Annotated in this window: 7 protein-coding genes and 1 pseudogene; 5 read left to right on the forward strand and 3 right to left on the reverse strand. The window is 55.0% G+C overall.

The annotated features are described in order from the left end of the window. The coding region (locus AC221Y_RS21210) for a hypothetical protein (RefSeq protein ID WP_486708339.1) at positions 1–346 on the forward strand (346 nt) is incomplete at its 5' end. A gap of 156 nt (positions 347–502) precedes the next feature. Here the strand turns inward: AC221Y_RS21210 and AC221Y_RS21215 are convergent. Further along, positions 503–1123: a glutathione S-transferase family protein gene (locus AC221Y_RS21215; protein WP_299750636.1), complete on the reverse strand. Its 621-nt coding sequence runs from the start codon at positions 1121–1123 to the stop codon at positions 503–505. 215 nt (positions 1124–1338) lie between these two features. Here AC221Y_RS21215 and AC221Y_RS21220 point away from each other — a divergent pair. The 3 genes and pseudogenes from AC221Y_RS21220 to AC221Y_RS21230 form a co-directional block, all read left to right on the forward strand. Continuing rightward, a pseudogene (locus AC221Y_RS21220) lies at positions 1339–1713 on the forward strand (IS6 family transposase); the annotation flags it as partial. Between the two features lie 168 nt (positions 1714–1881). After that, complete coding sequence (locus AC221Y_RS21225) at positions 1882–2256, forward strand: hypothetical protein (RefSeq protein ID WP_486708340.1); 375 nt, start codon at positions 1882–1884, stop codon at positions 2254–2256. Between the two features lie 21 nt (positions 2257–2277). After that, on the forward strand, positions 2278–2679 hold the full coding sequence (locus AC221Y_RS21230; protein WP_486708341.1) for an IS21 family transposase: 402 nt from the start codon (positions 2278–2280) through the stop codon (positions 2677–2679). A 97-nt stretch (positions 2680–2776) separates the two neighbouring features. Here AC221Y_RS21230 and AC221Y_RS21235 read toward each other — a convergent pair whose 3' ends face one another. Continuing rightward, positions 2777–3184 (reverse strand): COG4315 family predicted lipoprotein, encoded by a 408-nt coding sequence (locus AC221Y_RS21235; RefSeq protein WP_486708344.1) that lies wholly within the window; start codon positions 3182–3184, stop codon positions 2777–2779. 198 nt (positions 3185–3382) lie between these two features. Between AC221Y_RS21235 and AC221Y_RS21240 the strand changes: the two genes are divergently transcribed. Further along, entirely contained in the window at positions 3383–3730 is a 348-nt protein-coding gene (locus tag AC221Y_RS21240) for a transposase (RefSeq protein ID WP_486708342.1), read from the forward strand. A 31-nt stretch (positions 3731–3761) separates the two neighbouring features. Here AC221Y_RS21240 and AC221Y_RS21245 read toward each other — a convergent pair. Next, on the reverse strand, positions 3762–4074 hold a 313-nt coding region (locus tag AC221Y_RS21245), incomplete at its 5' end, for a hypothetical protein (RefSeq protein WP_486708343.1).

Consider the following 4074-nt stretch of genomic DNA (forward strand, 5'->3'; position numbering starts at 1 on the left):
CGCTGCCAAGCCAAACGTTGCTGCTGAACGCTGGTTGTCGTTCAACTTATCCAGATATGCCGTGTCCATTGGGCTGCCCAACCTGCAATTGCCGTTTAATCGCACAACGGTAGCTGGAGAAGAACGAAAAGGGAACAGATTAGTCGCGTCTGGTATGGAGCAAAGCATTCGCGCGAGACAAAATAGGTTCACGGGTTATGAATGGCGCAAATACCTTGAGGCGGTGGGGCCGCCGGCCGCTATTCGGCGATATCCAGGCGGTTCTGAATACGCCAACATCTTCGATACACTATCCCGGCTGATCCCGAAATCGCGGGCAATCTGCCGCCCGCTCAAACCATCCTGAAAATGAGCGCGCCGCACCTTCAAATACAAATCCACGGTGAATATCCTCATGCCCTCCGATCAATTGAAAGGGCCAAAGTGGCCGACTTTTACGCCGCCCGCGACACCACATTGCCGCCGATTACAGAATGGCTTGCCACATCACGGTCACGCAACGTTACGCGACACCTTCAAGTTTGCGGGATGACTGAACCGAGGGTCGGGCCTTCATCCGCTCGAAATGCGCCTGCACGTTCGGTGGAAGCGTCCAGCCCGCCACATCAACAGCCCAGTATTCGTTGTAATAGAGCGCAGTGTCCGCGATCGAGAAATCACCCATCAAGTAGTCTTTGCCCGCTAATTGTTCGTCCACCAAATCAAGGGCTGCCAGCATCGCGGTCTTGCCACGCGTCCGCAGTTGGTCATGCTCGGCCGGGCTGTCGGAATAGGCCTCCGGGCGACGCCACAGACGCCAAGACAGCATGTGAACGGTGCCGATGATGAAATCCATTGTCTCAATCGTCCGCGCGACCCCTTCGGGATCAGTCGGCATCAGTTTCTTGTCCGGGTTGGTCATCGCAAGCCAAATAGCAATCGCCGCAAATTCGGTCAGAACGCTCCCATCTTCGCGCACCAGGGCGGCCACTTTCCCCTTCGGGTTAAGAGCCTTATATTCGGGTGTTTTCTGCTCGCCCTTGGAAAAATCCACAATCCTAAGATCATAAGGCATTCCGATCTCTTCCAGCAGCACGTGGATGCCGATCGAGCAGGTCTTTTTCGCGTAGCACAGCGTCGTCATATCTGATCTCCTTAAGCCCGTTTGTCTGACTTTCCGACACTACAGGCAACAACTTGGGACACCAATATGAGACCATGCAATCAAAGACCATAGGGACCGAGGGTAATCCTTGAATTCAGGACTGGGTCTGTTCCAGCTAAAGGCTCACCAAGATTGCACATGGGCATTGTCACGTTAACTCGACGATCGATTCAACGACGGGTAATTGCCCTTGGATGAGAAGAATATCCTACGCACGGCACCGGTTTCCGCCCCCAGTCATCTATCGTTGGGTTTGACTCTACTTTCGCTTTCTGCCGAGCTCTCGAGAAGTCGAGGAAATGCTGGCCGAACGCGGGATCGATGTCAGCTATGAAGCGATCCGCCGCTGGATCTTGAAGTTCGGTCCGGCCATTGCCGCAAATGGCAGAACCCGCAGGGTTCAACCTTCGGGAACCTGGCATCTTGATGAGGTCTTTGCCCGCATTGTTGGCAAGCGAACATATTTGTAGCGTGCCGTAGACGATGAGGGCGAGGTTCTTGAGGTCCTGGCCCAGTGGCGCCGGGACAAGCGTGCAGCCGTTAAGTATATGCGGAAACTCCTGAAAAAGTAGGGATGTGAATCCTGGAGACAAAATGACCACAGAAACGGTCTGATAACCTAGCCGTCGCGGAGTAAAATTCCGCATTCTGACACCTGAAGCCGATTAGCGGAGGGAGGGGAGATGTATTCTGTGGACTTATACAATCGTGTCCGTCGGGCGTGCCATGTTGATGGTATGAGCAAAAGTGCAGCTGGTCGTCTTTATGGGATCGACCGCAAAACGGTGGCAAAGATCCTGCTGCATTCCGTGCCCCCAGGGTATCGGCGAACTGCTTGGCCTGTCCGCCCGAAGCTTGATCCGTTCATTCCGATTATCGATCAGATCCTGGAAGACGACAAACGGGTTATTAAAAAGCAACGGCACACCGCCAAACGTATCCATGCCCGACTTCCCGACGAGCACGGTTTCTCCGGCGGCATCACCATCGTCACGGATTACGTTCGCGAGAAGCAGCGGCGGACGCGGGAAGTGTTTGTCCCACTTGCTCACCTGCCTGGCCATGTTCAGGTAGATTTTGGCGAGACGCTTGGTCTGATTGACGGGGTCTAGTGCAAGCTGCACTATTTTGCGATGGCGCTGCCGCATTCGGACGCGTTCTTCACCAAAGCCTATCCTGCCGAGACCACCGAAGCGTTCTGCGACGGGCATGTCTCAGCCTTTGCATTCCTCGGCGGGGTGCCTTTGTCGATCCTCTACGACAACACTTCGATCGCTGTTGCCAAGAACTGCGGCGATGGAAAGCGGGAACGCACCAGGATCTTTTCCGAGCTTCAGTCGCATTACCTGTTCAAGGACAAGTTCGGTCGGCCGGGAAAGGGCAACGACAAAGGCAATGTCGAAGGCGTGATCGGCTACGGGCGACGGAACTTTCTCGTGCCAGCGCCCCGCTTCAACAGCTTCGACGATCTCAACGCTTGGTTGGAAGAACAATGCCTGAGGCGCCAGGACGATACCGTGCGTGGCCACTCATAGCCGATCGGCGACCTTCTGATACGCGACCTGGATGCGCTGATGGCACTGCCGCCCACGTTCTAGAAGCCTAAGTTTCGGCTGGGTGCCATCTGACGGCTCAAGGTCGCGCCAGATGCCAAACACTGTCTACTCCGTCACCGTTAGTGTCACCAGGGACCTGGTCTCCGGAATACAAGTACAACGGCATACCCCGAAAGGCTGCCTGCATTTTTCCGTCCGCGCGTTTTATGAGGGTATAGCTTTCGCCCAACTGGGTTCCTGCGTCGAGCAACGCTGGGACCCAGTTCGTTGCACATTCATCTTTGCAGTTTGATACTCCCACTTGATCTCTATCGTACGTATAGAGGGACATATGATCCTGATACATGACATAGACTTGACCCTTGAACGCGCGGCTATGGACGAATTTATTTCCATGACTGTCGGCATTGCCAGTCACGGTAGACGCCACCAAACCTAGTACAGATATGGCAACAGCTGTGATCACGTTTCCCTTGATGTGCATTCCCGAAATCCCGATCTGATTGTCTGGCAATAACTTGCCTTCAAAAACGTTAAACGTCGTTGCTTCGGAATTCCATACTATTGGCTGATCACAGTTTCGCGCGGCATTGTCAGATTAAAGCATCCCGCCCAAAACCTGAATCATTTGAGATTCCCTTGAGGTTGAGTTTATGATTCATCCTGTCTGGGAGGACGGATCATGTCAGCACCTTTGCCGGATTCGCTTCGGGCGCGGTTTCAAGGATATATTGAAGAAGGGTTAAGTGGGCGCGCGGCGGCGTTGCGTTTGAAGCTTTCACCTGCGACCGGGGCGCGTTGGGCGCTTGCAATCCGGCGCACTGGTCAGATTCAGACTGCGGTTCAAGGCCGACCTAGAGACAGCGGAAAACTTGATCCGCACCGTGCGTTCTTTGGAGAGATCATAGAAAAGGCTGCAGACATCACGATGCCGGAGTTGAGTGCCGCTCTGCTGGATGCGACGGGCGTGCGGGCGCACCGCAATTCCATCGGAAAATTCCTCTGCAAGCTCGGCTACACATATAAATAAAGACACTGGTCGCGACCGAACGCCTTCGTGCTCATGTAAAGCGGCGACGTGTCGAAAGGGAGCAGCGCCGCATGCCAGCGATGCGCGCAGCGCCACAACGGCTTGTGTTCATTCCTTCTCGGCAGATTGTTGTGCAATCGCCTGTCAGGGAGCGGATGAAACCTCCGTCAAAACCAATCTGACGCGACAGCGCGGGCGGTCCCGGCGTGGGGATCGGTTGGTGATGAATGCACCGTTTGGAGCCTGGGGCACGCAGACCTTCGTCGCTGGACTGAGTGCCGACGCGATGATCGCGCCCTGAGTGATAAAGGGCGCGATGAATGGCCCCGCCTTCGCCGCCTACC

The organism is Boseongicola sp. (assembly GCF_057460485.1).

Coding starts and splice junctions, on each gene's coding strand:
- AC221Y_RS21240 (WP_486708342.1), top strand. CDS start 3,383: ATGTCAGCACCTTTGCCGGATTCGCTTCGGGCGCGGTTTCAAGGATAT.
- AC221Y_RS21235 (WP_486708344.1), bottom strand. CDS start 3,184: ATGCACATCAAGGGAAACGTGATCACAGCTGTTGCCATATCTGTACTA.
- AC221Y_RS21225 (WP_486708340.1), top strand. CDS start 1,882: ATGAGCAAAAGTGCAGCTGGTCGTCTTTATGGGATCGACCGCAAAACG.
- AC221Y_RS21215 (WP_299750636.1), bottom strand. CDS start 1,123: ATGACGACGCTGTGCTACGCGAAAAAGACCTGCTCGATCGGCATCCAC.
- AC221Y_RS21230 (WP_486708341.1), top strand. CDS start 2,278: ATGGCGCTGCCGCATTCGGACGCGTTCTTCACCAAAGCCTATCCTGCC.